21 protein-coding genes are annotated in these 22,832 nt (G+C 70.6%); 12 read left to right on the top strand and 9 right to left on the bottom strand.

The window, feature by feature from the left end:
- Nucleotides 1-101 precede the first annotated feature (101 nt).
- Together AB0D31_RS04460 and nagB are read left to right on the top strand one after the other, a co-directional pair.
- Nucleotides 102-854: an SDR family oxidoreductase gene (locus AB0D31_RS04460; RefSeq protein ID WP_362716841.1), complete on the top strand. Its 753-nt coding sequence runs from the start codon at nucleotides 102-104 to the stop codon at nucleotides 852-854.
- A 221-nt stretch (nucleotides 855-1,075) separates the two neighbouring features.
- On the top strand, nucleotides 1,076-1,861 hold the full coding sequence (nagB, locus tag AB0D31_RS04465; protein WP_362716844.1) for a glucosamine-6-phosphate deaminase: 786 nt from the start codon (nucleotides 1,076-1,078) through the stop codon (nucleotides 1,859-1,861).
- A 330-nt stretch (nucleotides 1,862-2,191) separates the two neighbouring features.
- Here nagB and AB0D31_RS04470 read toward each other — a convergent pair whose 3' ends face one another.
- From AB0D31_RS04470 to AB0D31_RS04510, 9 genes are all read right to left on the bottom strand, one after another.
- Complete coding sequence (locus AB0D31_RS04470) at nucleotides 2,192-3,361, bottom strand: MFS transporter (protein ID WP_362716847.1); 1,170 nt, start codon at nucleotides 3,359-3,361, stop codon at nucleotides 2,192-2,194.
- Nucleotides 3,362-3,367: 6 nt separating this feature from the next.
- Nucleotides 3,368-3,907 carry a GNAT family N-acetyltransferase gene (locus AB0D31_RS04475; RefSeq protein ID WP_362716849.1) on the bottom strand — a complete coding sequence of 180 codons (540 nt, stop codon included), beginning with the start codon at nucleotides 3,905-3,907 and terminating at the stop codon, nucleotides 3,368-3,370.
- Complete coding sequence (locus AB0D31_RS04480; RefSeq protein WP_362716852.1) at nucleotides 3,904-5,088, bottom strand: type III PLP-dependent enzyme; 1,185 nt, start codon at nucleotides 5,086-5,088, stop codon at nucleotides 3,904-3,906. The genes AB0D31_RS04475 and AB0D31_RS04480 overlap by 4 nt, the downstream gene beginning before the upstream one ends.
- On the bottom strand, nucleotides 5,081-6,400 hold the full coding sequence (locus tag AB0D31_RS04485) for a DUF6271 family protein (RefSeq protein ID WP_362716855.1): 1,320 nt from the start codon (nucleotides 6,398-6,400) through the stop codon (nucleotides 5,081-5,083). Before AB0D31_RS04485 ends, AB0D31_RS04480 begins: the two co-directional genes overlap by 8 nt.
- Entirely contained in the window at nucleotides 6,382-7,452 is a 1,071-nt protein-coding gene (locus AB0D31_RS04490) for a phytanoyl-CoA dioxygenase family protein (RefSeq protein ID WP_362716857.1), read from the bottom strand. The genes AB0D31_RS04485 and AB0D31_RS04490 overlap by 19 nt, the downstream gene beginning before the upstream one ends.
- A 724-nt stretch (nucleotides 7,453-8,176) precedes the next feature.
- Complete coding sequence (locus AB0D31_RS04495) at nucleotides 8,177-9,706, bottom strand: glycoside hydrolase family 3 protein (RefSeq protein ID WP_362716860.1); 1,530 nt, start codon at nucleotides 9,704-9,706, stop codon at nucleotides 8,177-8,179.
- A gap of 8 nt (nucleotides 9,707-9,714) precedes the next feature.
- Complete coding sequence (locus AB0D31_RS04500; protein ID WP_362717095.1) at nucleotides 9,715-10,599, bottom strand: carbohydrate ABC transporter permease; 885 nt, start codon at nucleotides 10,597-10,599, stop codon at nucleotides 9,715-9,717.
- 29 nt (nucleotides 10,600-10,628) lie between these two features.
- Nucleotides 10,629-11,627 (bottom strand): sugar ABC transporter permease, encoded by a 999-nt coding sequence (locus AB0D31_RS04505; protein WP_362716863.1) that lies wholly within the window; start codon nucleotides 11,625-11,627, stop codon nucleotides 10,629-10,631.
- Nucleotides 11,628-11,702: 75 nt separating this feature from the next.
- The gene (locus AB0D31_RS04510; protein ID WP_362716866.1) at nucleotides 11,703-12,983 is read right to left on the bottom strand and encodes an extracellular solute-binding protein; all 1,281 of its coding nucleotides are present in this window, start codon (nucleotides 12,981-12,983) and stop codon (nucleotides 11,703-11,705) included.
- A gap of 461 nt (nucleotides 12,984-13,444) precedes the next feature.
- On the opposite strand from AB0D31_RS04510, the gene AB0D31_RS04515 reads away from it, so the two are divergent.
- From AB0D31_RS04515 to AB0D31_RS04560, 10 genes are all read left to right on the top strand, one after another.
- Nucleotides 13,445-14,206 (top strand): GntR family transcriptional regulator, encoded by a 762-nt coding sequence (locus AB0D31_RS04515; protein ID WP_362717098.1) that lies wholly within the window; start codon nucleotides 13,445-13,447, stop codon nucleotides 14,204-14,206.
- Nucleotides 14,207-14,506: 300 nt separating this feature from the next.
- The gene (locus AB0D31_RS04520) at nucleotides 14,507-14,743 is read left to right on the top strand and encodes a hypothetical protein (RefSeq protein ID WP_362716869.1); all 237 of its coding nucleotides are present in this window, start codon (nucleotides 14,507-14,509) and stop codon (nucleotides 14,741-14,743) included.
- Between the two features lie 24 nt (nucleotides 14,744-14,767).
- A complete protein-coding gene (locus AB0D31_RS04525) occupies nucleotides 14,768-15,028 on the top strand; it encodes a hypothetical protein (RefSeq protein ID WP_362716872.1) in 261 nt (86 codons plus the stop codon).
- A 51-nt stretch (nucleotides 15,029-15,079) separates the two neighbouring features.
- On the top strand, nucleotides 15,080-16,099 hold the full coding sequence (locus AB0D31_RS04530; protein WP_362716875.1) for a glycosyltransferase: 1,020 nt from the start codon (nucleotides 15,080-15,082) through the stop codon (nucleotides 16,097-16,099).
- Between the two features lie 77 nt (nucleotides 16,100-16,176).
- A complete protein-coding gene (locus tag AB0D31_RS04535) occupies nucleotides 16,177-17,136 on the top strand; it encodes a UbiA prenyltransferase family protein (protein ID WP_362716878.1) in 960 nt (319 codons plus the stop codon).
- Entirely contained in the window at nucleotides 17,133-18,083 is a 951-nt protein-coding gene (locus AB0D31_RS04540; protein ID WP_362716881.1) for a lysylphosphatidylglycerol synthase domain-containing protein, read from the top strand. Before AB0D31_RS04535 ends, AB0D31_RS04540 begins: the two co-directional genes overlap by 4 nt.
- A gap of 37 nt (nucleotides 18,084-18,120) precedes the next feature.
- Entirely contained in the window at nucleotides 18,121-19,551 is a 1,431-nt protein-coding gene (locus AB0D31_RS04545; protein WP_362716883.1) for an aspartate aminotransferase family protein, read from the top strand.
- Nucleotides 19,545-20,591 carry an NAD-dependent epimerase/dehydratase family protein gene (locus AB0D31_RS04550; RefSeq protein WP_362716884.1) on the top strand — a complete coding sequence of 349 codons (1,047 nt, stop codon included), beginning with the start codon at nucleotides 19,545-19,547 and terminating at the stop codon, nucleotides 20,589-20,591. Before AB0D31_RS04545 ends, AB0D31_RS04550 begins: the two co-directional genes overlap by 7 nt.
- Nucleotides 20,592-20,617: 26 nt before the next feature.
- A complete protein-coding gene (locus AB0D31_RS04555) occupies nucleotides 20,618-21,682 on the top strand; it encodes a glycosyltransferase (protein ID WP_362717101.1) in 1,065 nt (354 codons plus the stop codon).
- Nucleotides 21,675-22,832, top strand: coding sequence for an endonuclease/exonuclease/phosphatase family protein (locus AB0D31_RS04560; RefSeq protein ID WP_362716885.1), 1,158 nt, complete (start codon nucleotides 21,675-21,677; stop codon nucleotides 22,830-22,832). Before AB0D31_RS04555 ends, AB0D31_RS04560 begins: the two co-directional genes overlap by 8 nt.

The following is a 22,832-nucleotide window of genomic DNA, read 5'->3' on the forward strand; positions in this document are numbered from 1 at the left end:
GCCACCATCCTACCCCTTCTGTAGCGCCCGCTAAAGAAAGCGTGTTACGTTGTTTCCGTAGCGACCGCTACAGAACTTATCGGGGCGGAAGGGGCGCGGCCATGGGCTCGCTCGACGGAAAGACGGCGCTGGTCACGGGCGGCAGCAGGGGCATCGGGCGGGGCATCGCCGAGCGGCTCGGCCGGGACGGGGCACGGGTGGCCGTGCACTACGCCACGAACGACGTGGCGGCGAAGGAGACGGTCGCCGCGATCGAGGCGGCGGGCGGTTCGGCCTTCACCGTCGGCCAGGAGCTGGGGGTTCCGGGGGACGCGGCGGCCCTGTGGGAGACCTTCGACCGGCAGGCCGACGGAGTGGACATCCTGGTCAACAACGCGGGCATCGGGTGGCCCGTGCCGTTCGGGGAGGTCACCGAGGAGACGTACGACCGCCTCTTCGCGGTCAACACCAAGGCGCCATTCTTCGTGACGCAGCTCGGCCTGGCCCGGCTGCGCGACGGCGGGCGCGTCGTCAACATATCCAGCGGACTGGCGCGCGCCGCGATGATGCCGCAGACGCTCACGTACGCCATGACCAAGGGCGCGCTCGACGTCCTGACCCGGAACCTGTCCAAGGTCCTCGGGCCGCGCGGGATCACGGTCAACTCGGTGGCGCCCGGGGTCGTCGACACCGACATCAACGCGGAGTGGCTGCGCGCCGACGAGCAGGCGTGGGCGGCGACGGCGGCGATGTCTCCGCTCGGCCGGGTCGGCGAGGCGTCCGACATCGCCGATGTGGTGGCGTTCCTGGCATCGGACGACGCTCGCTGGATTACGGGGCAGTGGCTGGACGCCACGGGCGGGGCGATCGCCTAGGGGGCAGGCGAGGCGGCGTCTCGCGACCAGGCTGCCCGCTTGACGTGGTGGGAATGCCCGGGGGGGCCGTGCCTCCGAATGGCCGCCTCCGCATGCGTTCCGGTCACCCCGCCGGTCGACCATGGGAGCGGCGCGACAGCCCGCCGGAGGGGCTGCCACTCTGCTAGATTGGTCTATACCACGTCCGTTGTAGTTTCACGTCTCCAGATCGGCAGGCCCTCGTGGAAGTTGTCATCGTCCCGGACGCCAAGGCAGGCGGCGAGCTCATCGCGGAGTCGATCGCCGCCCTGTGGCGACGCAAGCCCGACGCGCTGCTCGGCGTGGCCACCGGATCGACCCCGATCCCGATCTACGACGCGCTGACCGCCAAGGTCTCCGCCGGTGACGTCGACGTCTCGCGGGCCCGCGTGTGCCAGCTCGACGAGTACGTCGGGCTGCCCGCCGGGCACCCCGAGTCCTACCGGGCCACGGTGATTCGCCAGGTCGTCGAGCCGCTCGGGCTCGGCCCCGACTCCTTCATCGGCCCGGACGGCTCCGCCGATGACGTGCAGGCGGCGTGCGAGGCGTACGACTTGGCGCTGGCCTCGGCCGGCGGGGTCGACCTCCAGATCCTGGGTATCGGCACCGACGGGCACATCGGCTTCAACGAGCCCTGCTCATCGATCGCCTCGCGCACGCGGATCAAGACGCTGACCGAGCAGACCCGCGTCGACAACGCGCGCTTCTTCGACGACGACATCGACCAGGTGCCGCACCACGTGATCACGCAGGGCATCGGCACGATCCTTGAGGCCCGGCATCTGGTGCTGCTCGCGACGGGTGAGGGCAAGGCGGAAGCGGTGGCGCAGACGGTGGAGGGGCCGGTCGCCGCGGTGGTGCCCGCCTCGGCGCTCCAGCTGCACCAGCACGCGACGGTTGTCGTGGACGAGGCCGCGGCGTCCAAGCTGAAGCTGGCCCCGTACTTCCGGCACACCTTCGCCAACAAGCCGGTGTGGCAGGGGCTCTAGCGAACCCCGGGCGCGGGGCCACGCAGCTCCCCGCGCCCCTCGCCTCCGCGACGGGCCGCTCGTGCAAACCGGGCCCGTTACCCCCCAGGGCGCGGGGAACTGCGCGAGCCACCCAGCACGGCCCGCAGGCAAAAAGCGAACCGTCCACCCCCAGCGGCGCGGGGAACTGCGCGGGCGACCCACCACCGCCCGCGGACGAAAACGCGGTTGAAGGCGCCGCCCGCTCACCCGTCCTGGGCCGGGCCGGGCCGGGCCGCAAAGGGGAGCTCGTCCCGTCCTGGGCCGGGGTGCAAACGGGGAGCTCGTCCCGTCGTGGGCCGGGGTGGCGGGCTACACCCGGGCCAGCTGCGGGAAGCGGATCCGTGTCGCGCACAGCGAGACCAGCAGGGCCGACGCCGCCACCGCCCCCATTCCCCACGCCAGACTCGTCCCGTTCGCGATGAACCCGATCACCGCCGGCCCGGCCAACAACCCCGTCGTCCCCATCGCCGCGACCAGCGCCAGCGCGTCCGAGCCCTGGCGGGCCGCCGCGACGTACACGCACGGCGTCACCGCCGCGATGCCGAGGCCCACGCAGGCGAACCCGATCAGCGCCGGAACCACTCCCCCGGCCAGCAACGCGAGCGCGAGGCCCGTCCCGGCGAGCGCGCTGCCCGCCCGTACGATGCGGTCGTCGCCCCACTTCGTGCGCCAGCCGTCCGCGAAGAGACGGGCCAGCACCATCATCACCGAGACGACAGCGATGCCCAGCGGGGCGAGTTCCGCCGCCGCGCCCGCGCTGTCCTTCAGATAGAGCGCCGACCAGTCGTTCATGGCGCCCTCGGTCACCGTGCCGAACGCCATCGCGAGGCCCATCCATATCGTCACCCGCGTGGGGAGCGTCAGCCCGCGCCGCTTCGGTTCGGCGGGCTCGTCCGACCGTACGGGCTCCGGGGTCTCCCGCAGCAGGCCGCCGCGCGCGGCCAGTACCAGCACCACCACCAGCACCGCCGCCGCGCCGAAGTGGGCCGGCAGGGCGGAGGACAGTGACGTCACTCCGGATGCGAGTAGTGCCGCGAACAGCGAGCCCGCGCTGAACGTGGCGTGCATCCGGGCCATCGTCGTGCGCTTGTACGTGACCTCCAGCGCCGCCGCCTGCGCGTTCATCGCGACGTTCAGGCACCCCACCGCGACCCCGTCGCAGAAGACGATGAGTAGCGTGACGGGGTAGTCCGGCGTGACGGAGAGCGCGAGGAGGACCGCGCCGAGACCCAGCGCCGAGACCACCGCGAGCCGCCGCGAGCCCAGCCGTCGGGTCAGGGTGGCCACCAGCGGGAAGGACACCGCCGCGCCCGCCCCGCAGACCATCAGAAGCAGCCCGAGTTCCGCCTCGGACAGGTCGAGCCTCGTCTTCAGCGCGGGGATCCGCGAGACCCATGTGGCGTACTGGAAGCCGAGACAACAGAACAGGGCGGCGATCGCCACCTGCGACCGACGGTATGCGTCGAGGGCGCCGAACATACGGATTTAGCCTACTTCCATGGACATGTACACCGCGTTCGCGCCGTAACTCGACGGCAGTTCGACCTCGGGGTGGGGGCGGTAGCCCAGCGGTGCCCATACGACATGGGCCCCTCGCACGGCCACCATGGATATGTGGTCGAAGCCCAACTCCCTTGCTGCATGCAGGAGATGGGTGAGCAGGCGGGGGCCCAGGCCCCGGCCGCGCAACTCCTTGGCCATCACCAGGTCGTGCGCGTGCAGGTTGCGGGAGGCCGGCGATGCGGGGCCCTCCTCGGCCCTGCTGAGGTCCGGGCTGGTGAGCGGCGGGTACGGCAGGGCGAGGAGGTAGCCGCCGACGCGCCCCTCGTGTTCGATCACGAAGCAAGTCCCGGGAAAGTAACGGGACTTCAAGGCCGCGCGGCCCTCGGACAGGCCGTCCTCGGTGTAGGCATCCGCTTCGAGGGCGACGATCGCGTCCCAGTCGTCCTCGGCCAGTGGGCGGATGACGACGTCCGGGTCGAGGATGAGCGGGGCGTCCGGCGCGGTCACCGGCTGGGATGTCACTGCGAGCCTCCTATGCACGTGTACGGCAGCGGGTCGAAGCCGTTGAAGCCCTGGGTGGTGTAGCCGACGGCGTAGGCGCCGCAGGAGTGGATCCAGACGGGGTCCCCCGAGGAGGCCGCGGCGGGGACCCGCACCAGGCCGGCCTCGTGGTCGAACGCGTCGTCGCTGTCGCAGGTGGGGCCGGCCACCACGGCTGAGACGCGGTCACCCTCGATGTGGCCGGGGAACTCCAGGCGGTACTGCAACGCGTCCATCTCGTACAGGCCGTTGAACTTGCCGCAGCTCAGATACAGCCAGTGCCGGCGCTCGTCCGCACCGGTGCTCCCAGGGCCTGTCCGGGCGGTGAGCCGGGCCACCCGGGCCCGGATCGCGCCGTGGTCGGCGACCAGGTGGCGGCCGGGTTCCATCAGGAACTCCAGGGGCGACGCCGACTCCGCGCGGAGCCGCTCCATGCCCTCACGGAGCACGGTGAAGATCTTGTCCATCGGCGGGTCGAGGGGACGACCCGACGTGTCGAGGCAGCCGAGGGCGGGCAGGCCGCCGCCGAGGTTGATCCGGTCGAGGAGGATGCCGCGCCCGCCCAGCACCACGACCAGGTCGGTCAGGTCGTCGAGCGCGTCGCGCCAGGCCTCCGCCGTCATCTGCTGCGAGCCGACGTGCACGGAGAGACCCGACGGGATCAGGCCCGCGTCACGGGCCGCCTCCAGGACGCGGACCGCGTCCTCGGCCGAGCAGCCGAACTTCTGGCTCAGGCCCCACAGCGCGCCCTCGCCGCTGGTGGCGAGGCGGCAGAACACCCGTGAACCGGGCGCGTACCGGGCGATCGCCGCGACGTCCTCGATGCTGTCGGTGGCGAAGTCGCGTACGCCCATGCGGTACGCGTCGGCGATGTTCTCGTCCGACTTGATCGTGTTGCCGTAGTGGATCCGGTCGAGCGGTACCCCGGTCCTGAGGGCCTGCTCGATCTCGTTGGGTCCTGCCGCGTCGAAGCCCGCGCCCTGCCGGGCCAGGCAGGCGAGCACCTCGTCCACGGGGCACGCCTTCATGGCGAAACGGACCGAGATGCCCGGGAGTTCGCGCAGCAGCGCCGCGTACTGGCCCTCGATGCCGTCGAGGTCGAAGAAGATCCGGTCGTCGGTGGCGGCCGCGAGGGCCGCCCGGATGGCCGTGCTCTCACGCATCCTCGACACCCCGTACCGGACGCTCGGAGCGAGCGGCCGCCACCAGGGGCCCCCACGCCTCGATGAGCAGCGCGAAGTCCTCGATGTCGGCCTGCGCCTCGGCGAGCAGCCGTTCACGCAGCGGCAGCAGATGATCGGCGAACTCGGCGTATTTGGCGCCCAGTTGGCGGTAGCAGTGGTCGAGGACGTCGAGTCTGCGGATGTTCTCGGAGCGGTCCGTGGACGCGGCCTTCGCGGCGAGGTCGGCGATGGTCGCGGCGCGTACGTGGTGGTGTTCGTCGAGCAGCGCTCCGCGCGCCTCCTCCATCGCCGTGTAGACGGGGTAGAGGTAGAGCATCGACAGGAGGAACTTGGTGAACCGCAGTTGGTAGGCGGTGAATCCGGGGCCGGTACGCCGCTCGGGGGTGTAGTAGTTCACGATGTGCCGGTTGTGCACCACGCCGGGCAGTGTCGCGTCGCGCACCAGGTGGAGCAGGAAGTAGTCGCTGCCTATGGTGCTGGTGGCGGGCGGCAGCGGGACGCGTTCGTAGACCTCGTGGTCGAGGCCGATGTTGCACATGTCGACGCGCCAGATGTCGGGGGTGCCGAGCGTCGACTCGTCGTGGGTGAAGGGGTCGGTGCCGGCACCGACGAACGAGTCGTCGACCAGTTCGCGGCGCTGCTCGGGCGGGGTGCCGGCCTCGGCCCACAGGCCGACCACCTCGTAGTAGATCTCGGGGTCGAGCTCCCGGATCTCCCCGATGTCCACGGACAGTTCGCCCACGAAGGAGCTGCCGACCATCGCGACCGGCTTGGAGACGTCGGCCGGGTCGAGCCGGGTCCGGGTGACGCCGGGCACGGCGTCCACGGCGCGCTTGCCGAGGGAGAGCAGTTCGTGGTGGATGGGGTGGACGGGTTCGCCGTCCAGGATCTGGTAGCTGCTGTCGGAGTCCCTGCGGTGTACGGAATCGCAGCCCAGCGCGCTCGCGATGAGGAACGCGCGGTTGGTGCAGGCCCCGTACGACACGTCGGAGGGCAGCATGAGGTCGAGCACCAGGTCGGGCTTGGTGAGGCCGGCGCGCTCGATGACGCGCTGCAGGAAGTCGCGCTGCCTCGCCTCGTCGAGGTGGTGCACGACGATCCCGGGCACGGGCGCCAACTCGCGCACGGTGCGGGCGTGTTCGGCTCGGCTCGCTGGGTCGGAGGAGTCCAGGACGAGCAGGTGCACCTCGACGTCGAAGTGGGTGACGGCGTGGGCCGCCTCCTCGTGGACCGCCGCGATCGTGGCGGCGCAGGCCCGGTTGGTCGGCAGCGTCAGGCAGATGCGTCGCACGCGGGCTCCTCGGTCGGGGCGGCGGGCCCGGCGGTCCCCCACGATTCGAGGCCGAGCAGCTTCGCGCCGAGGTCGTTCAGGGAGGCGGTGGGGTACCGGAGGGACTCGTGGCGCCGGGCGTCGCCGACGAGCGTCTTGTTCCAGTCCGGGGTGCTGAGGCTGCGCCAGGACTCGACGCGGGACTTGCGCACCTCGTGGTCCGATTCGAGCGCGGGCATCATCGAGAGGTACTGGACCGCTCGGACACCGTTGTCGGAGGTGTTGCGGGCGACGCCGTGCGCGAGCAGGCCGTTCCAGATCAGCAGGTCGCCGGCCTTGAGCTCGGGCCGCACGACGGGGAACTCGGTGCGGTCGGCGCCCGGTCTGATCGGATCGCGGTCACCGGGCTGGGCGACCTTCCACTCCTCGAACCGGCGGAACAGCTCCGGCGAGCACTGGAAACCGCCGTGGTCGTCCTGGGTGTCGTTGAGCGCGATGATGCCCTGGACACGCTGCGGCAGCACACCGAGCGTGGTGTCGACGTCCCAGTGCAGCTCGATGTCGAAGCCGGTGTCGGTGGGCTCGATGTGAGCGCGGTCGCGGTCCTTGACGTTGGGCGGGTTCAGGTTGAGCCGGTCGAGGGTGACCCAGAGCTCCTCGCAGTCCCACACGTCGGCGAACGCGTCGTACACCCGCTGCGTCTGGCGGCTGTCCCACAGGAGCTGGTGGTGGTACGCCTCGACGAACCCGTAGACGTGCAGGTGCTGTTCGAGCTCGGAGGCGAAGGACCGGTTCTCGTCGTACCAGGTCTCGGGGCGCTCGGGGTCGAGGCCCTGGAAGTCCCAGGTGAAGTCGAGGAGTCGCTGGGCGGCGGTGGCCGGGATCGCCTCCTTCACTATGACGTAGCCGTACGTCTGCCAGAACGCGAAGTCGTCCTCGGACAGCACGCGCAGCGGGCGCGTCTTCTCGATGTTCCGCAGCGGGGTGCGGGCGAGGTAGGTCTCGCCGCCGTCGGAGCTGAAGTAGGGACGGCCGGAGGCGGCTCGGTAGAGGTATCGGTCGGGTGCCGGCATGCGATCACTCCAGAGTTCGGATGGTCGGTGGCTGAGCGGGTCCCCGGTGGCGCGGAGATCCGGGCCCTGGCGCGGGCGTCCTGAGGCGGGGATCGGCGGGGTCGGCGGGGTGGGGCGCGGCGGCCGGGCGGCATCGGCCGGCGGCCGGATGGGGGCACGGTCGGCGGCGGAGCGCGGCGGCGGGCGGCGCGCTCGGGCGGCCCTTGCCCCGGCCGGTGCGCCAACGAGCATTGCGCCGGCAAACAGGCCTGCGGAAACCGGAGTTGGTGAGCTCGGCGCATCGTCGCGCCGACCGGTCGTCCGGTGAAAGGAGGGGGCCTCCACGACGGCAGGGCCGGGGTTGCCACCTCCTCGCGCTCGGTGCCGCTCAGGGGTCGAGGGCACCCACACCGATCTTGCGTACCACCAAGGTGGACTAGACCAACTTGTGGTGTCAAGCCCGAAGTTGGGGCGGTGCGAAGCCCATTTCGGGCCGGTTCACGCACCGGACATACGGCAGATACGTACTGTCAAGTAGAGGGCCCCGAAACCGGGTTGGCGGCCTCGCGGCGGGCCGTCCGGAGCGCCACGCTCCGCAGGCTCCGCACAACTCGGCCCTTGCGTACATGGAAAGTCGGCCCGTTCGTACATCCCCTCCACCGGGCTCCGGCGCTACCCGCACATGCAAACGTGGCGGGGTGACGGTCCGCCGACCGTCACCCCGCCACGTGATCCCTGGGCGGTGTCAGACCCCCGCGATGGCCTCAGCCGCCGCCTTGCCGCACACCCGCGCCGCGCCGTGCGTGGCGATGTGCAGCGCGCCGCGCGGAGCCGCCAGCGGCACACCCATCTCGACCACGACCGTGTCCGGGCGGGCCGCGAGGAGCGCGTCGAGGGCCGCCGCCATCCACGGGTGGCGGTGCTCGTCGCGGACGACGGCGACGATCCGGCGCTCGCCGGCCGCCGCGAGGACGTCGGCGGCGGCACTGTCCGCGCCGTAGGTGCCGCTCTCGGTGCCCGGCAGCAGGGCCGTGAGCTCGCCGCCGATGCTCCACGGCGTCTCGCTGCTCACCGCGATGTTCATGACGGGCGTGAAGGTCGCCACATACGGGGCGCTCTCCAGCGGACGCCACGACGGCGACGCGGTGATCCGGGCGGCGCGGCGCGCGGCCACCAGGCCGATGCCGGTGGCGACACCGCTGTCGGTACCGGGCGCGGTCCCCTCCTGCACCGCCGCGCCCGGCCCCGTCACATCCCCCCTGGCCCGCTGGGCCCACGACGCCAGCGCACGCACCCGTGCGGCGGCGTCGGCCAGCCGGTCCTCGGCGAGGTCGCCGTCCCGTACCGCCTGGACCAGCGCGTCGCGCAGCCGCAGTACGGTGCCTTCGTCGCACAGGCCGCCGCCGACACACAGTGCGTCGGCGCCCGCCGCGATGGCGAGGACGGAGCCCCGCTCGATGCCGACGGTCCCGGCGATGGCCTGCATCTCCACCGCGTCCGAGACGATCAGCCCGTCGTAGCCGAGCTCCTCGCGCAGCAACCCGGTGAGGATGCGCGGGCTGAGCGTGGCGGGGCGGGCGGGGTCGAGCGCGGGAAGGAGGATGTGCGCACTCATGACCGACTTGGAACCCGCGGCGATCGCCGCGCGGAACGGCACCAGCTCACGGGCGTGCAGCGTGTCGAGGTCCACGTCGATGCGGGGCATCGCGTGGTGCGAGTCGACGTTGGTGTCGCCGTGGCCGGGGAAGTGCTTGGTGCAGGCGGCGACGCCGGCCGACTGGAGGCCCTCGATGTAGGCGGCGGTGTGCCGGGCCACCAGCGCGGTGTCCGCCCCGAAGGCCCGTACGCCGATGATCGGGTTGTCCGGGTTGGAGTTCACATCGGCCGACGGCGCCCAGTTGAGGTTGACGCCGCACTCGGCGAGCCGGCGGCCCAGCTCGCGGGCGACCTCACGGGTCAGCTCCAGGTCGTCGACGGCGCCGAGCGCCAGGTTGCCCGGGAAGGACGAGCCGGTGCGCACCTCTATGCGGGTGACATCACCGCCCTCCTCGTCGATCGCCACCAGGACGTCGTCCCGCTCGGCCCTCAACTGGGCTGTCAGGGCCGCCACTTGGGGCGCGGTGACGATGTTGCGGCCGAACAGGCCGACGGAGGCGAGGCCTTCGCCGATACGACGGAGCAGCCAGTCCGGCGCGGTGGTGCCGGTGAACCCGGGCTGGAGCACGGCGAGGGCGTCGCGGGTCAGTGTGTCGGAACCCGTGGTCATAGTCGTCATGGGCGGGGTTATCCCTTCACTGCGCCGGCCGTCAGACCCGCGGCCATCTTGCGCTGGACGAGGAGGAAGAGAATCACGATGGGAACGGCCATCATGGTCGATCCGGCCATCATCGGGGCGTACTCGGTGCCGTGCTGTGTGGTGAAGCTCGACAGCCAGACGGTGGCCGTCTGGTGATTCTGACTCATCAGCATGAGGGCGTAGAGGTACTCGTTCCAGGCCTGGATGAAACCGTAGACCGAGGTGGCCACCATGCCGGGGGCGAGCAGCGGGAAGACCACGCGGATGAAGGCGCCGGTACGGGTGCACCCGTCGACCATGGCCGCCTCCTCCAGCTCCTTGGGGACGTTGACGATGAAACCGCGCAGCGTCCACACCGTGAAGGGCAGGATGAAGGTCAGGTACGTGATGATCAGGCCCGAGAGCTTGTCGTACTGACCGAGGTCATTGAGGAGCAGGAAGACCGGGATGATCATCGCGACCAGCGGCACCATCTGGACCGTGAGGATGCCGACGATGACGATCTTGCGGCCGCGGAAGGCGAACCGGGAGATGGCGATCGCGGCGAGCAGGCCGACCGCGATGCCGATGACGACGACCACCAGCGACACCAGCAGGGACCGGCCGATCGAACCCCAGAAGTCGCCGATCTGGAGCGCACGCCGGAAGTTGTCGAGCGTGACGTGCGTCGGGAACAGGTGCGGGTTGGGGTCGATCGCTTCCTTGGCGGGCTTGAACGCGGTGTTCAGCATCCAGTAGACCGGGAAGCCCGCGGTGGCGAAGACGAGCAGGCCGAGCAGGTTCCAGCCCAGCTTGTTCTTCTTGCGGGAGGTCTTGGTGCGGGGGAGCTTGGTGCGCGTGGCGGCGGGCGCCACGGCGGTCGAGGCAGCCATCGCCACGCCGTCCTTTCCGATCGTGGCGCTCACTCGACGTCCCCGATCTTGAGCATCTGCCGCATGTAGACCGCGATCACACCGAGCAGCAGGACCACGGTGAGCAGGGCGATCGCGGAGCCCTGCGAGTAGTCGTTGACGACGAAGGCCTTGTCGTAGGAGTACGTGGTGAGGAGCTGGTACTCCGGTTCGGGGTGGCCGCCCCGCATCACGAAGACCTGCGGGAAGACGCCCATGTCCCAGATCACCGAGAGCGTCGCCAGCATGACGATGATGGGCTTGAGGATCGGCAGGGTGACGTGCCGGAACACGCCCCAGGAGCCGGCGCCGTCGAGCCGGGCGGCCTCTTCGAGCTCCTTGGGCACCTGGGTGAGGCCCGCGCTGAGCGTGATGACCACGAACGGCACCGCGCCCCACACCACGAGCAACATGATCACCGCGAGGCCCTGGGTGCTGCTGATGAACCAGTTGTGTCCGGTGACGTCGACGCCGGGGATTTGGCTGAGCAGCCAGTTCAGTACGCCGTAGTCGGTGTCGAACATCCACTTGAAGATGGTGATGGCGACGACGATCGGCATGCCCCAACTCGCCACCAGGGCAACGTTGATGAGGGTCTTGACCCATCCCGAGACGCGCTGGAGCAGCAGGGCTATGAGCATGCCGATGACCATCGTCAGGACGACGGCGGAGGCGGCGAACAGGATGGTGCGCACGACGACTTGCCAGAACTCGGCGTCACCGAGGACGGTGCTGAAGTTGTCGAAGCCGACCGATTCCGCGGCCTGGAAGCCCCAGAGCTGCGGCTGCCCGAACTTCTCGAAGGACAGGGTGACGAGGCGTACCAGCGGATAGCCGAGCACGAGGGCGAGGACGATCAGACAGGGCGCGAGCAGTGCCCAGGGCACCGCCGCTCCTCCGCCCGCGCCACGCTTCTTGTCCGGCTTTCCCGGCCGGCCGGATCCGGCGCCCGGTTGTGGGTCGCGCCGCGCCGGCGGCACCTTGGCGGTGGTTGTCTCTGCGGCACTCATCGCGCGCTCCTGGGGATCCCTCTCTGGAACTGGTCAGGCAGGGCCCCGTCGGCGTGACGGGGCCCTGCCCAGAGGTCACTTGTTGTTGATGACCTTGTCGATCGCGGCGTCCGCGTCCTTCGCGGCGGCCTCGACCGTCTTCTTGCCGGTGCCGATGGCCTGGAGCATGTCCTGGAGGGTCTTGGCCTTCTCGACCTGGCCCCAGCCCGGCGCCATCGGGACGAACCAGCTGGACTCGGCCGCGGTGGCCGGCACGGCCGTCTTCGGGTCCGTCTTCAGCGGCGCGAGGTCCGTCTTGTTGTTGGGCAGGTTGCCCTTGGCGACCAGGCCCTTCTGGCCCTGGGTGCCGGTGAACGCGTTGATCCACTCGGCGGCGAGGCCCTGCGCCTTGGACTTGACCGGAACCGCGAGGTCCGAGCCGCCGAGGAAGACCGGCATGGCCTTGCCGGACGGGGCCGGCATCACGAAGCTCTCGATCTTGTCGGCGAGCTTGCCGACCTTGTCGTTCTCCGGCAGGGCGGCGTTGGCGCCCTCCCAGGCCGGGCTGAAGACGAGGAAGGACTTGCCCTGGCCGTAGACGATCGGGCGGTCCGCCTCGTCCTTGGTCTTGTCGCCCTTCATGTACTTGTCGACGACGTTCTTGAACTCGGTGAGGCCCTTGATGGACTCCGGCGAGGACAGGTTGGCCTTGAACTTGTCGCCGTCCTGCTTGGCGATGGAGCCGCCGGCGTCGTAGACGAAGGACATGGCCGCGTACCAGTCACGGGTGGGCTGGTACCAGGCGCTGAACTTGTCGCCCTGCTTGGCCTGCACCTTGTCCAGGTCGGCGGTCAGCTCGGCGTACGTCTTGGGCGTCGCGGTGATGCCCGCGTCCGTGGCGATGTCCTTGCGCCAGGTCGCGGTGCGGCCGCCGGCGTAGTAGGGGACGCCGTAGGTCTTGCCGTTGTACGTGACGGAGGCCTTGAGCCCGTCGAGCCAAGCGGCGGAGTTGTCGAACTTCGACGGGTCGACCTCGGCGAAGGCGCCCTTGACCGAGTAGGCGAGCATCTCGGTGTTGCCCATCTCGACCACGTCCGGCGCCTTGTCGGTCGCGAGGACGGCGTCGAGCTTGGCGTTCTTGTCCGGCCAGCCGTAGTACTCGTGGTTGATCTTCAGACCGGGGTGCTTGGCGATGATCGCGTCGTCCGCGGCCTTCACCAGCTCGGGCCAGTTCTTCTGGGCGTCGACCGTCAGCCAGACGGTCAGCTCCTTGGCGTCGCCCCCCGCGGCGCCGTCCTTGCTGTCACTGCCGCCGCATGCCGCGGCACCGATCATGATGCCCGCGACGCCGATCGCCGCGATGAGCTTGCGCTTCACGCCACACTCCTCAGGGATGAGAAACCCCCCGCCCACCGCGATGCCACATACGCGAAGTACTACCCGTGGGACTGGGATCTGGTCTTTAATGGTTTAGACCAGTACCGGGAGCTTGGCCTAGACCTTTAGGGGTGTCAAGGGTCGATAAGAACGCTGAGACCGTCCGTTATCGGACCGACACCTCACCGTTCCTCACGCCCCACGAGTCGGCTCCGTCCGGCCTGTTGCGCCCCGTCGGGCTGCCCCGGAGGGCCTCCTGGGGCTTTAATGGTTTAGACCAACTTGCATACTCCCCCGCACGTCCGCCGCGCGGCGGTGTATAAGAAGGGCTTGTCGATCGCGTTACCGGACCGACACCCTGACGGAGGGCGACGACCCGTGACCGGTCCGTGCCACCATGTGAGCCGCGACAGACGGAGGAGCCGGTGACGGCAGCAGCGCAGCACTCGGGAAGGCAGTCCATGGCCGCCGACGGGAGCGGCACGACGGAGGCGGGCGCCGGGGTCCGCACGGCCCGTGTGCCGAAGTACTACCGCCTCAAGCGCCACTTGCTGGACATGACGGAGACCCTCCCGCCCGGCACCCCGGTGCCGCCCGAGCGGACGCTGGCCGCCGAGTTCGACACCTCCCGCACCACCGTGCGCCAGGCCCTTCAGGAGCTGGTCGTCGAGGGCCGCCTGGAGCGCATCCAGGGCAAGGGCACCTTCGTCGCCAAGCCGAAGGTCTCCCAGCCGCTCCAACTCTCCTCGTACACCGAGGACATGAGGGCCCAGGGTCTCGAACCCACCTCCCAGCTCCTCGACATCGGCTACGTCACCGCCGACGACACCCTCGCCGGGCTGCTCGACATCACCGCCGGCGGCCGGGTGCTGCGCATCGAGCGGCTGCGCCTGGCGAGCGGCGAGCCGATGGCCATCGAGACCACCCACCTGTCCGCGAAGCGCTTCCCGGCGCTCCGCCGCTCCCTGGTGAAGTACACCTCGCTCTACACCGCGCTCGCCGAGGTGTACGGAGTGCACCTGGCCGAGGCCGAGGAGACCATCGAGACCTCCCTCGCCACCCCGCGCGAGGCCGGGCTGCTCGGCACCGACGTGGGCCTGCCGATGCTCATGCTGTCGCGGCACTCCCTGGACGGCGAGGGCGAGCCGGTGGAGTGGGTGCGCTCGGTCTACCGGGGCGACCGGTACAAGTTCGTCGCCCGCCTCAAGCGCCCCACCGACTGAGCCCCGCCCCCACACCGCAGGAAACCGGCCACGCCCCTCCGGGGGGCGTGGCCGTTCCGCGTTCCGGGCCACCCCGGTCCAACTCCAGCCGCACTCCGGCACGTTGTGCCTGGCAGCTTGGTGCCGCCCCGGACGAAGACCCTGCTGAGCCCGGTGTCCGCGGCGCCGAGGGGGCCGGCCGGGGTGGCACCGTCCTGCCGCGCGGTTGTGGCCAGCCCGTTTCCGATGACACCCCGGCCGCGGTCGGCCAGTCTTGAACTCGCCAAAGGAAATCAAGCTCCTGACGAAAAGGTGGTTCCCATGCGTGCCAGGTTCCGTTCGATTGCGGCTCTTCTCCTTCCGGTGGCCGCCTCGGTCGCTTTCCTGTCCATCGCGCAGGGAAACACCGCGATGCCCGCCCATCACCTCGCCGACTCCGCCACCACCACCGTCACCGCGACCGTTCCGGCCGTTGACTCCGGTAATGCCGCTGCCTCCAATGACTCCGGCAATGCCGGTGATTCTGGTGATTCCGGTGACGGATTCTCCTGGGGCTGACCCATCTATCTCGTCGGCATCTCGATGACCGCCTCCGCCGGGGACCGTGCCGAGCCCCCGACGAGGACCCAGGTCATCGAGACCCTCCGCCGGGTCGACGCTTCCTGTCTCCAGGCGGGGCCGGCCCGTGCGCTGATCCTCGGGCAGTCGATCCGGCTCGCCCTCTACCTGCGGAGTCCGGACGAGACCGAGGCCGTGACCCGGGCCCTGGACATGTGCGTGCGGCTGCTCGCCGCGTCGCCCGAATTCGCCCGCTTCCACATCACGGACTTCAGGCTCCTGTGACCGCCGGAATTCCCGTACCCCACACTTCAGCACTGCAGAAACGGAATCGTCATGCCCAGGGCCCGCCCGAGCGTGTCCGTCATCATCCCCAATTACAACTACGAAAAGACGCTGCGGGCCTGTCTGGAATCGGTGTTCGCGCAGAGCTGTGCACCGCTCGACGTCATCGTCGTCGACGACGCGAGCACCGACCGTTCACGGGACATCGCGCGTGAATTCCCCTGTGTGCTCATCGCGAGTCCGCACAACGGGGGTGTGTCCGCGGCCCGTAACCTCGGCGCCGCCGCCGCCCGTGGCGAGATCCTGTTCTTCCTCGACTCCGACACCGCGCTGGACCCGGACGCCGTGGCGAACGCCGTCGACCAGCTCGTGGCCGACCCGGCCCTCGGCTGTGTCCACGGCGTCCTCGATCCCGAGCCGCTCTTCGACGACGGTCCCGTGGAGCGCTATCACGCCCTGCACGCCCACTTCTGGCGCCGTCGCGGCGCCGGCGAGGTGCGGACCGCGTTCTTCGCGCTCGGCGCCATCTGGAAACACGTCTTCGAGGAGATCGGCCCGTTCGACGAGAACCTGCGCGATTCGGAGGACGTCGAGTACAGCGGGCGGCTCGTCGAGAAGTACCGCATCCGCATGGACCGGACCGTCACCGGGCGGCACGACGACGTCGACCGGCTGCTGCCCATGCTGCGCGAACAGTACCGGCGCTCCCAGCTCCTGGTCGCCGCGGTCGGCCAGATGCGGGCGGGCGGGCTCAGCGCCAACCGGCCACTCGGCGTGCTCGCCGCCGCCCTCGCCCCGCCCACCCTGCTGCTCGGCCTCCTGTCGCCGTGGCTGCTCCTGGTGCCCGCCCTGTGCGCGCTGGTCTTCGCCTGCGCCGACCCGGGGCTCAGCGCCTTCGTGCTGCGCACCAAGGGGCCCGGCTTCCTCCTGTACTTCACCGGCGTCCACTTCGTGCTGCACCTCGCGCTGGTGCTCGGCGCCGCACGCGGTGTCGTGCGCTGGCTCACCGAACCGGACTTCGGGCCCACCGTCCGCCGCCGCACCCCGGTGCCCACCACCGTCCGGAGGTGACCCCGGGGCCCCGCACCCCGCCCCGACTCCCCACCCGGTGTCCCCCGCCACCGCCCGTCAGCAACTGGAGCCTGTCCATGGCCACTTACGGCCCCACGCTCGCCCAGCAGCCGGTCCGCACCCAGCAGGCCCGGCCCCCCAGCCTCCTCCGCGATCTCACCTCCCTCGTCCGGCCCGGCCAGTGGTCCAAGAACCTGGTGGTGGTGCCGTTCGGACTGCTCGGCGCCGAGCGCCCGGCCGGACAGCTGCTCGGCGGCGCCGCCGCGGCCGTCGTCGCCTTCACCCTGGCCTCCGCGCTGGTCTACCTGGTCAACGACATCAGCGACCGCGACCGGGACCGCAGCCATCCGCAGAAGCGCAACCGCCCCATCGCCGCCGGGCGGGTCGGGGTGGGGACCGCCGTCGCGTTCGCCGCGGTGATCGTGGTCCTGCTCGGCGCGGCCGTGGCCGGCTGCGCGCTGCTCGGTGTCACCCCGGCCCTCGCCTGGTGGCCGGTCCTCGCCTACCTCGCCCTCAACGTGGCGTACAGCAGAGGCCTCAAACACGTGCCGCTGCTCGACGTGTTCATCGTGGCGCTCGGCTTCGTGCTCAGACTCGTCCAGGGCGCGCTCGCCGCGTCCTCGCCCGTGCCGGACTGGCTTGTGCTCTGCGTCTTCTCGCTGTGCCTGATGCTGATCCTCGGCAAGCGGCGCCACGAGATGACCGTGGGCGGCGTCCTGCACCGCCCCGCCCTGCGCGGCTACACCGTCGGCTTTCTCGACCACCTCCTCGTGTTCGCGGCCGTGTTGTGCGCCATCAGCTATGTGAACCAGGTACAGGGCAGCACCCTGTTCGGCGACCATGGCACCGCCGTCGCGATGCTCACCGCCCCCTTCGCGCTGTTCGGCCTGGCCCGCTACCTCCAGCTGCTCATGGTCGACTCCGGCGGCGGCAACCCGTCGCGGGCCCTGTTCCGGGACCGGGTGACCGTGTCCAACGCGCTGGTGTGGTCCTGCCTGGTCGGCGGCTCCGTGCTCTTCGTCCACACCGCGTCATGACCGCCGCCGACCTCGCCCCGGCCGCCCCGCGGGGCCTCGCCCGCCGGGCCGTGCCCGTCCTGTTCCCGCTCGCCGTCGCCGCCGGCATCGGCTTCGCCCTGCACGACCGGATCGGCGACCTGGCCGACCTGGTGGTACGCCCCGGAGCCGTGCCCTATCTGCTTGGCGCGCTCACTGCCAACGCGGGCGCCGTACTGCTCTCCATGGCCACCTGGCGCACCCTGCTCGGCGATCTCGGCCCGAAGGTGCCGGGCGCGGCCGCCACCCGGATCTTCTTCACCTCCTTCCTCAGCAAGTACCTGCCGGGGGCGGTCTGGGGGGTGCTCGCCCAGGTGAAGATGGGCCGCGCGGTGGGCGTACCCGGGCCCGTGATGGTCGCCGTCTTCCTGCTCAACCTGATGGCGGCGGTCCTCACCGGACTCACCATCGGCCCGGTCGCGGCGCCCTGGACCCTGGGCGGCGACGCCTGGTGGCTGCTGCTTCCCGTCGCGGTCACGCTCACCTGCGCCGCGCGGCCCGGCCTGGTCAACTCCCTTGCGGCGCTGGGTGCCAGGCTCGCCCGCCGCCCCGCGCCCACCGCCACCGCGAGCGGGCCGGGGATGCGCCGGGCGATGGCCTCGGCCGCCGCGTCCTGGGCGGTGTCCGGCCTTCACCTGTGGGCGCTCGCCGTGATGCTCGGCGCGCCCGCGGCCAAGGCGCTGCCGGTGTGTGTGGGCGGGTTCGCGCTCGCCACCGCCGCCGCCAGCCTGGTGGTCGTCCTGCCGGACGGCTGGGGCGCCCGCGAGGCCGTCCTGATGCTCGCGCTCTCCGCGGTGCTGCCCTGGCAGGCCGCCGCCGCCGCGGCCGTCGCCAGCCGCGTGGTCTGCACCCTGAGCGAGGTCCTGGTCGGCGGCGCCGCGCTGCTCCTGACCCGGACCTCCGGCCGGCCCACCGCCGTCCCCGCGTAAAGCCCCTTTTCCGTACGCCCCACACCGAGGGATCCCCATGCCACAGCTGTACTCCGTCGACGACTGCGAGTCGCTGACCACCAAGCAGGTCCACGGCCTGTACAAGGACCACGTCAACCGCAGCCAGGTCTCCCTCATGACGTCCTTCGGCTTCGGCCAGGAGCTCGTCGCGAGCGCCGAGGGCGCCTACATCCTCCAACGCGACGGCCGCCGCGTCCTGGACTTCACCGGCGGGGTCGGGGTGCTCAACCACGGCCACAACCACCCCCGCATCCTTGAGGCCCGCCGGCGCTTCCAGGCCGAGCACCGGATGGAAGTCCACAAGACCTACTTCTCGCCCTACATCGCGGCCCTCGGGCACAACCTGGCCGAGCTGCTGCCGGGCGACCTGACCATGTCGTTCTTCCCCAACTCCGGTGCGGAGGCGGTCGAAGGCGCGGTGAAGCTGGCGTACAAGTACCACGGCGGGCGGCGCTCGCGGGTGCTGCGGGCCGACATCAGCTTCCACGGCAAGCTGCTCGGCTCGGGCAGCCTGACCGGGCAGAACCAGTCCACCTTCCAGTTCCCCGGCATCCCCGGCGTCGGCGTCTTCCCGTACGGGAATCTGGCCGCAGTCGAGGCGGAGGTCGCCAAGTCCCGTACCGCGAACGGCGATTCGGACGTCTACTGCATCCTGATCGAACCGCTCAGCGCGTCCACCATGAACGTCTGCTCGGAGGAGTTCCTGCGCGGGCTGCGGGAGCTGTGCACGCGCGAGGACATCGTGCTGCTCTTCGACGAGATCTACACCGGCTGGGGCAAGACCGGCAGCCTCTTCTACTTCATGCGGTACGAGGGCCTGGTTCCCGACATCCTCACCACCTCCAAGTCGTTCGGCGGCGGCAAGTCCTCCATCTCGGCGTTCATCGCCCGGGAGCCGGTCTTCCGCAAGGCCTACGACAACCTCACCGACGCGCTGCTCCAGTCGACGAGCACCACCTACTACGGGTTCGGCGAGGAAGCGGTCACCGCCATCGAGGCGGTCAACATCGCGGTGGAGGACGACTATCCGGCCCGGGCCCGCGCCATCGAGCGCATCCTCGGACCCGGTCTGGAACGCATCGCCAAGGAGCACCCGGACGTGGTGGCCGAGGTGCGCGGCGCGGGCGCCCTGCACGGGGTGTTCCTGCACAAGGGCCCCAAGGTCCTTGAGCTGGTCACCAAGCTGGTGCCCGGCGCGATGACGAAGGACCCGCGTTTTCGCACCAAGCTCATCACGTCCTCCGTGGTCAACGCGCTCTACCGGGACCACGGCATCTACGCCTACTACACCCTCAACGGCGACAACCCGCTGATGGCCGCGCCCTCGCTGATCACCGAGGACCACGAGGTCGAGTACTTCCTGGAGTCCCTGGACGCCACCCTCGCGCAGGGTCTGCCGCGTCTGCTCACCCGTTTCGTCAAGGAGAAGGTGTCGTCGCTGTGGTAGCCAGGACAGTCGTGACCGGCGGTGCCGGAATGCTCGGTTCGACCCTCGTGGAGCGGCTGCTCGCCGACGGGCACGACGTGCACTGTGTGGACCTCAGGGCGCCGCGCACCCGCCACGAGCGCCTCACCCACACGGTCTCGGACGTGCGGGACGGGGCGGCGATGAAGCGGGCGACGGACGGCGCGGACGTGGTCGTGCACTGCGCGGCGGCGTTGCCCAGCTATCCGGCCGACCAGATCCGTTCGGTGATCGTCGGGGGTACGGAGTCGGTTCTTGGCGCGGCCGAGGCCAACGCGGTGCCGCGCTTCGTACACATATCGTCGACCGCCGTGTACGGCCTGCCCAAGGTGGTGCCGACGCCCGAGGAGTATCCGCGGGAACCGGTCGACACCTACAGCGCGGCCAAGGCGGAGGCCGAGGAGGTCGCCGAGCGGTTCCGCGGCCGGGAGATGTGCCTGCCGATCCTGCGGCCCAAGACGTTCCTGGGGCCCGGCCGCATGGGCCTGTTCGCGATGCTCTTCGAATGGGCCGAGGAGGGGCGGCACTTCCCCGTACTCGGCAGGGGCGACGTCCGCATCCAGATGTTCGACGTCGACGACCTGGTGGACGCGGTCGTCACCGCGATGGAGGCGCCGGCCGAGCGCGCCGACGGCACCTTCAACCTCGGCGCCACCGAGTTCGGCACCATCCGCGAGGACTTCCAGGCGGTCCTGGACGCGGCCGGGCACGGCAGGCGGGTCCGCTCGCTGCCCGCGAGGCCCGCGCTCGCCGCGCTCAGCGCCCTCCAGCGCACCGGCCTCTCGCCGGTCTACGGACGCCTGCTGCACAAGCTGCTCGACGACTCCTACGTCAGCACCGACCGGGCCCGCGAGCAGCTCGGTTTCCGTCCGCGCCACTCCAACCAGGACGCGATCCTGCGCACGTACGCCTGGTGGCGCGAGCACCGGCGGACCGCGAACCCGTCCGCCAAGGGGCAGGGCGTCACCAGTGTCGAACCGTGGCGGCAGGGAGCACTCTCCCTCGCCAAGGTGCTGTTCTAAGAGATCCGAGGAGAAACACCGTGTCCATCGACCAGCAGCCCTTGGTCTCCGTGATCATCCCCAACTACAACTACGGCCGCTCGATCGGCCTGTGTGTCGAGGCGGCGCAGAACCAGACGTACCCGCACACCGAGATCATCGTCATCGACGACTGCAGTACCGACGACTCCGCCGCCACCGCCGCCGCCCTCGGGGCCCGCGTGGTGAGCACCGGCACCAACAGCGGGGTCGCCGTGGCCCGCAACCTGGGAGCCGAGCTGGCCCGGGGCGAGGTGCTTGTCTTCCTCGACTCCGACGTGGCGATGCACCCGGACGCGATCGAGCGCTCGGTGGCCCTGCTCGCCGAGGGCGCGGACGGCATCAAGTACGGCGCTGTGTGCGGTACTTACGAGCCCGAGCCGCTCATTCGGGACAGCCTGATCGAGGAGTACCGCTCGCTCCAGCAGTACTACCTGCTGCTGAAGTCCGAGGGTGTCATCGACACCGTGCACACGGCGATCCTGGCGATACCGCGTGCGGTCTTCGACGAGGTGGGGCCGTTCAACCCGCTGCTTCGCCACACCGAGGACCAGGACTACGGGCGGCGGATCTCGGAGCGGTACAAGGTGCTCAGCTCGGTGGAGGTGCGCGGACGCCACGACCACGACGACACGGTACGGATCGTCCTGGGCAAGGTGTTCAGCCGGGCCCGCCTCGCGGTGCCGCTGATCCTGAGCCGGCGCGCCCTCCAGGGCGGCTTCGTGACAGGACCCCGCGCGGGCGCCAGCCTTGCGGCGCCGCTCGCGGTGACGGCCCTGGCCGCGCCGCTGCTGTGGGGCGCGGTGTGGTTCCTGCTCCCGGCGGCCCTGTTCGTCCTGTCGGTGCTCGGCGACCTCGACATGTACCGGGTGGTCCGCAGACACCGGGGGCGCCTGTTCCTCGGGTACTTCGTGGCCGTCAACTTCGCTGTGAACCTGACCGTGTTCGCGGCGATCGGGGTGGCGGGCGTGCAGTGGCTGTGCTCGTCACGCTTCCGGCACCTCTACGATCCTCAGCCCCGCCCTTCGCAGAGCGCGGCGCTCGGTTCGACGGTCGGTGCCGCCGGTGTCTGATCTGCGGACGGCGCCCGTCGAAGCCGTCGCGGCGCCGGCGCCGGACGTCCCGCGGGCGCGGGTCGCCCGGCGCCGGGCGGGGCGCCTGGTGTGCTGGGCGGCGCTCGGCTGGGTGGTGTGCCTGGTGGTGGAGTGGCTCGTCGACGGCCGCTACTGGTTCGGCGAACTCGTGGGCGGAATTCCGCCGTTCGCGTTCGTCGTGGTGCCGCTGCTGCTCGCCGCGCTGATCCCGCTGGCGCGCGGCGCCGACCGGTGGCGCACCGGCGGCGCCGTCGCGGTGGCGCTCGCGCTGGGCGTCGGACAGTCGGGGATCAACTTCGGTGCGCTGTGGTCCCCGGAGCACACGGCAGGCCCGGAGTCGGTACGGGTCGTCGCCTGGAACACCAACTCGTGGAACCAACTCCTCGGCACCCAGGACCATTTCTACACGTTCTTGAAGTCGAAGAAGGCCGATGTCTATCTGCTGCACGAGTACCAGCACCTGACCCCGGACCGTAAGGGCCGCGAGCCCGTCGACGACCTGGCGCGGCTGCGCGCGGAGTTCCCCGGATACGAGGTCACCGTCGAGGGCGAGCTGGTCACGCTCTCCCGCTTCCCGGTCGTCGCGCGGCCCGCGGTCGGCCCGGCCCGCGCCGTGACGCCGGACGCGGACTGGGACACGCGCTACCGGCAGGCCAAGGTGCTGCGTACCGATCTGCTGATCAAGGGGCGGACCATGTCGTTCTACAACCTCCACATGCCGGTCTGGAACAGCATGACCGACGGGCCGCTCTCGGGCGCCTTCTACCGCCACCTGCGCCAGAACTTCGGTCCCCGGCAGGCCCAGTACGCGGGCCTTGAGGACGACGTGACCCGCAACCCCAACCCGGTGGTCGTGGCCGGCGACTTCAACACCACGGCGGCCATGTCCGAACTCGACGGGCTGCGCTCGCGGCTGGACGACGCGGTGAGCGCGAGCGACGACCTCTACCCGACGAGCTGGGAGGAGGGCGGCTGGAAGCCGTTCTGGCGCACCGACTGGGCGTTCACCGGCCATGGCGTCACCGCGGACGCGTACCGCTTCGACTCCCCCGAGAAGCTGTCCGACCACGCGGTGCAGGATCTCTGGGTGACGGTGCCGGCGGCGCCGAAGAGCACCGGGGGAAGGTGA

Origin of the sequence: Streptomyces sp. NPDC048361, assembly GCF_040651795.1 — a bacterium.
Taxonomy (GTDB): domain Bacteria; phylum Actinomycetota; class Actinomycetes; order Streptomycetales; family Streptomycetaceae; genus Streptomyces.